This is a genomic window from Enterobacter sp. CM29 (assembly GCF_013179605.1).
GTDB lineage: Bacteria > Pseudomonadota > Gammaproteobacteria > Enterobacterales > Enterobacteriaceae > Enterobacter > Enterobacter intestinihominis.
On record NZ_JABMCU010000259.1, the window covers coordinates 1 to 5002 of the forward strand.

Here is a 5002-nt window from a genome sequence, read left to right on the forward strand (position 1 = left end):
AGGTCGCCAGCAAAAATTTCAGAGCCATCCGACCCGTAAAATGCTGAATATCTTTAGCCGGATCGGCACTGAACTGTCCCTGGCTGGCTGCCCAAAAGAGCCAGATAAAGGGGAGCAATCCGGCTAAATGCAGGAGTACCTTCAGCCAGGTTATCTGCTTTGCCGTTAAACGCACTTAGAAGTTCTCCCGTAAATTCAGCCCACGATAGAGGGATGCCACCTCATCTGCATAGCCGTTAAACAGCAGCGTTGGCTGGCGTTTAACATCAAGCGCGCCGCCGGAACCGATAAAACGTTCCGTCGCTTGCGACCAGCGTGGATGATCAACGTGCGGGTTAACGTTGGCAAAAAAACCATACTCATCTGGCGCTGCGAGGTTCCAGGTGGTGGGTGGGCGTTCACGGGTGAGCTTAATGCTGACGATCGATTTGATGCCCTTGAAACCGTATTTCCACGGTACGGTCAGGCGAATGGGCGCCCCGTTTTGCGGCGGCAGCGCTTTGCCGTAAACCCCGACGGTGAGCAGCGTAAGCGGATGCATGGCTTCGTCGAGACGTAAACCTTCAACGTAGGGATACTCCAGCCCGCCGCCGATAAACCGATCCTTCTGGCCTGGCATCTCGTCCGGGGCATAGCGCGTCTGGAAGGAAACATACTTCGCGTTGCTGGTGGGCTCAACCAGCGCCAGCAGTTTATGCAAAGGGAAACCTACCCACGGCACCACCATCGACCAGGCTTCCACACAGCGCATACGGTAAATGCGTTCTTCAAGTGGGAAGCGGGTGGTGAGGTCATGATGATCTAGCGTCAGCGGCTTTGCCACTTCGCCATCAATCTTCAGCGTCCAGGGATCGGTTTTCATGCTCCCGGCGTTGGCGGCAGGATCGGCCTTATCAAGGCCAAACTCATAGAAGTTGTTATAGCCGGTGACTTTATCTTCCGGCGTCAACGTCAGTTTATTCTGCCATTGCGCCGGTTTCGTGAAGTTAAGCGGTGCGCCAGAGGGGGCTTTCGGGCGGTCGTTGCCCTTAAACCAGTCGAGCAGATCGGCGTGGGCCGCAGGGGGGAGCGTCAGGGCAGTGGCGCTGATGCCAAGCATTTTCAGGATCTGGCGACGCTGTAGCATAAAGACAGACTCGGACGTTACGTCTGCTTCCGTCAGTTTTCGGGTTTTCATGGCATCCTCCGTCAGGCGTTTTTCTAAGCATGACGGAGGAGGAGGGTTAGCGCGAATATGTCACGAAAATTTGAAGATTAGGCGATTTTAACCAGCGCACGACCGTGGAACTGGTTGTCCATGATTTTATTGGCGTACTCTGGCGCCTGGCTCAGGGTAATCTCAGTGGCGCTCTGCTCATAGAATGAGGCTGGCAGATCCCGCGCCAGACGTTCCCAGGCCTCAGCCCGCCGCTCGGCTGGGGTCATGACCGAATCGACACCCTGAAGACGCACGTTACGCAGAATAAATGGCATCACCGTCGTCGGCAGGGCAAAACCACCCGCCAGACCACAGGCCGCCACGCAGCCACCGTAATTCATTTGCGCCAGCACCTTCGCCAGCACTTTGTCGCCGACGGTATCTACAGCGCCAGCCCAGACCTGTTTTTCCAGCGGACGGGTCTCGGCGAATTCGTCGCGGCTCAGAATACGGCTTGCGCCCAACTGACGTAGATAATCATGCGTACTTTCGCGGCCAGAGACGGCGGCGACCTGGTACCCCAGCTTGTGCAGCAGCGTGACGGCCGTGCTGCCCACGCCACCGCTGGCGCCGGTCACGACAATTTCGCCAGAGTCAGGACGGATCCCGGCCTCTTCCAGCGCCATCACGCAGAGCATGGCGGTGAAACCTGCCGTGCCGACGATCATCGCCTTACGGCCGTCCAGGCCTTTCGGCATCGGGACCAGCCAGTCACCTTTTACGCGCGCCTGCGCTGCCAGTCCTCCCCAGTGGTTTTCACCTACGCCCCAGCCGGTGAGCAGCACCTGCTGTCCGGCGTGAAAACGCGGATCTTCACTGGTATGCACGCGTCCAGCCAAGTCGATGCCTGGCACCATTGGGAAATTTCGGATGATTTTACCTTTTCCCGTAATGGCCAGTGCATCTTTATAGTTCAGGCTTGACCAGTCGATATCTACGGTCACGTCGCCCTCCGGCAGGCGGCTCTCGTCAATGGCTTGCACCGAGGCAACGGTTTTGCCGTCCTGCTGTTCTAAGATCAAAGCCTGCATACAGGGTCCTCACTAGGATTGATGATGGGAAAATATGTACTGAAGACTATACTCGCTCAATGAAACGCAGTGCCGATTTAACGCAATAAATTGCCAGATACACCAGGTTTGGTAGTATGCCGCATTTGAAATGCAAGTTAGCGCTCACTTGCGACCCCTTCAACCCACGGAGTAATCTCAAGGATGCGATTAACGACGAAGTTCTCAGCTTTTATCACCTTGCTGACGGGACTGACCATATTTGTCACGCTAATCGGCTGCTCGCTGAGCTTTTATAATGCCATCCAGGATAAGCTGGTTAACCGGGTAGAATCGGTTGCATCGGTTATCGACACTCGCCTGATTACAACCTCCTTCCCGGCACTTTCGCGTGAACTGGATGAGTTAATGGTGCCTGTGGATATCGTGCAGATCGACATTAAACAGGGGAAGCAGACCGTTTTCAGCCATACCCGTCAGGGCAGCTACCGTCCTGCCGGCACGGTAGATCAGTATCGGGACATAACGGTACGCTCACTTAAACATCCGGGTATGACAATCCATCTGATGTACCAGGATCCGATGAGCAACTATTTACGCTCGCTCATGACCACCGCGCCCTTAACCATCGCCGTTGCCTTGATCGTCCTGCTGATTTTCCTCGCCGTTCGCTGGCAGCGTCGTCAACTTTCCGGCCAGGAACTGCTGGAAACACGCTCGGTGCGAATACTGAATGGCGAGCGGGGTCCGCAGGTACGGGGATCGGTTTATGAATGGCCATCACGTACCAGTAGCGCCCTGGACGTGCTGCTCTCCGAAATCCAGTTTGCCAGCGATCAGCGTAGCCGTATGGACACGTTGATTCGCTCCTACGCCGCGCAGGATAACAAAACGGGCCTTAACAACCGTCTCTTCTTTGATAATCAGCTGGCTACGCTTCTTGATGATCCCGAAAAGGTGGGGACGCATGGCGTGGTAATGATGATTCGCCTGCCCGACTTCGATCTGCTCCGTGATACCTGGGGCCAGCGCGTGGCGGAAGAGAACCTCTTCACGCTGATTAACCTGCTGTCCACCTTTATTATGCGCTACCCCGGCGCGTTACTGGCACGCTACCACCGCAGCGACTTTGCCGTCTTGCTGCCGCATCGCACCTTAAAGGAGTCCGAGAGTATCGCCAGCCAGCTGTTGAAAGCCGTCGATGCGCTACCCCAGAGCAAAATGCTCGACCGCGACGACATGGTGCATATGGGCATCTGTGCCTGGCGCGGCGGTCAGTCGACGGAGCAGGTGATGGAACATGCAGAAGCGGCCACGCGCAACGCCGTATTGCAGGGGGCGAATGGCTGGGCGGTCTATGATGATACGCTACCGGAAAAAGGGCGCGGCAACGTACGCTGGCGAACCCTGATTGAACAGATGCTGAGCCGGGGTGGACCGCGCATCTATCAAAAACCGGCGGTCATAAAAAATGGTCATGTCCATCATCGTGAGCTGATGTGCCGTATTTTTGATGGGACCGAGGAGGTTATCTCCGCAGAGTATTTGCCGATGGTGCTGCAATTCGGATTGTCCGAAGAGTATGACCGCCAGCAAATCACCCGCCTCATTCCGTTTTTATCGTACTGGCCTGAAGAAAATCTGGCTTTACAGGTGACCGTCGAATCGCTGATCCGTCCGCGTTTTCAGCGTTGGTTACGTGACACGTTAATGCAATGCGAAAAATCGCAACGCAAACGCATTATTTTTGAACTTGCAGAGGCAGATGTAGGTCAACACATCAGCCGGTTGCGCTCGGTTGTGCGTTTAATCAATGCGCTTGGGGCTCGCGTGGCGGTAACACAGGCGGGTCTTACCCTGGTCAGCACCAGCTGGATCAAAGAGCTGGATGTCGAATTATTGAAGCTGCATCCGGGTCTGGTAAGGAATATCGAAAAGCGCACGGAAAACCAGCTGCTGGTACAAAGCCTGGTGGAGGCGTGCAAAGGAACGCAAACGCAAGTATTTGCCGCAGGCGTACGTTCACGCAGTGAATGGCAGATGTTGACAGAGCGCGGCGTGACGGGCGGTCAGGGGGATTTTTTTGCCGCCTCTCAGCCGCTTGACACCAATGTGAAAAAATATTTGCAAAGATACTCTGTTTGACCTGCCGTTTACTTTGTTTTCACGTAGAATATCGCGCCTGTAGCTTTGAGTAAGACGAGCATAAAAGCCAGTGAACGACCTTTTATAGGTTACAAGTGAAAGTGAGGGACGCTGCTGTTTACTCAGCCCTGAGGGATTCAGGGGATGAATTTGTAACAAAGGAAACGTGCTGCACTAATTTTCACCGTAGCAGACGATTTTTGCGCCTTGTCGCTGCTGCGTGTGGTTGGTAAAGTAAGCGGATTTTGTTTTCCGCCCCAGCTTTCAGGATTATCCCTTAGTATGTTGAAAAAATTTCGTGGCATGTTTTCCAATGACCTGTCCATTGACCTGGGTACCGCGAATACCCTTATCTATGTAAAAGGACAAGGCATCGTATTGAATGAGCCTTCCGTTGTGGCCATTCGTCAGGATCGTGCTGGCTCGCCAAAAAGCGTGGCCGCAGTAGGCCATGATGCGAAGCAGATGCTGGGCCGTACGCCGGGCAACATTGCCGCGATCCGCCCAATGAAAGATGGCGTTATTGCTGACTTCTTCGTGACCGAAAAAATGCTTCAGCACTTCATCAAGCAGGTTCATAGCAACAGCTTTATGCGCCCAAGCCCGCGCGTACTGGTGTGTGTGCCGGTTGGCGCAACCCAGGTTGAAC

General features: G+C 54.7%; 3 protein-coding genes and 2 pseudogenes. 2 read left to right on the top strand and 3 right to left on the bottom strand.

Going from position 1 to position 5002, the window contains the following annotated elements; translation table 11 throughout:
* The 3 genes and pseudogenes from HP459_RS21260 to HP459_RS21270 form a co-directional block, all read right to left on the bottom strand.
* Positions 1 to 175 (bottom strand): annotated as a pseudogene (locus tag HP459_RS21260) (sulfoxide reductase heme-binding subunit YedZ); the annotation flags it as partial.
* Positions 176 to 1177: a protein-methionine-sulfoxide reductase catalytic subunit MsrP gene (msrP, locus tag HP459_RS21265; RefSeq protein WP_045309168.1), complete on the bottom strand. Its 1002-nt coding sequence runs from the start codon at positions 1175 to 1177 to the stop codon at positions 176 to 178.
* A gap of 77 nt (positions 1178 to 1254) precedes the next feature.
* Positions 1255 to 2229, bottom strand: coding sequence for an MDR family oxidoreductase (locus HP459_RS21270; protein ID WP_023298743.1), 975 nt, complete (start codon positions 2227 to 2229; stop codon positions 1255 to 1257).
* A 183-nt stretch (positions 2230 to 2412) separates the two neighbouring features.
* Here HP459_RS21270 and csrD point away from each other — a divergent pair, with 183 nt between their 5' ends.
* Positions 2413 to 4353 carry an RNase E specificity factor CsrD gene (csrD, locus tag HP459_RS21275; protein ID WP_022649564.1) on the top strand — a complete coding sequence of 647 codons (1941 nt, stop codon included), beginning with the start codon at positions 2413 to 2415 and terminating at the stop codon, positions 4351 to 4353.
* A gap of 282 nt (positions 4354 to 4635) precedes the next feature.
* Positions 4636 to 5002 (top strand): annotated as a pseudogene (gene mreB / locus HP459_RS21280) (rod shape-determining protein MreB); the annotation flags it as partial.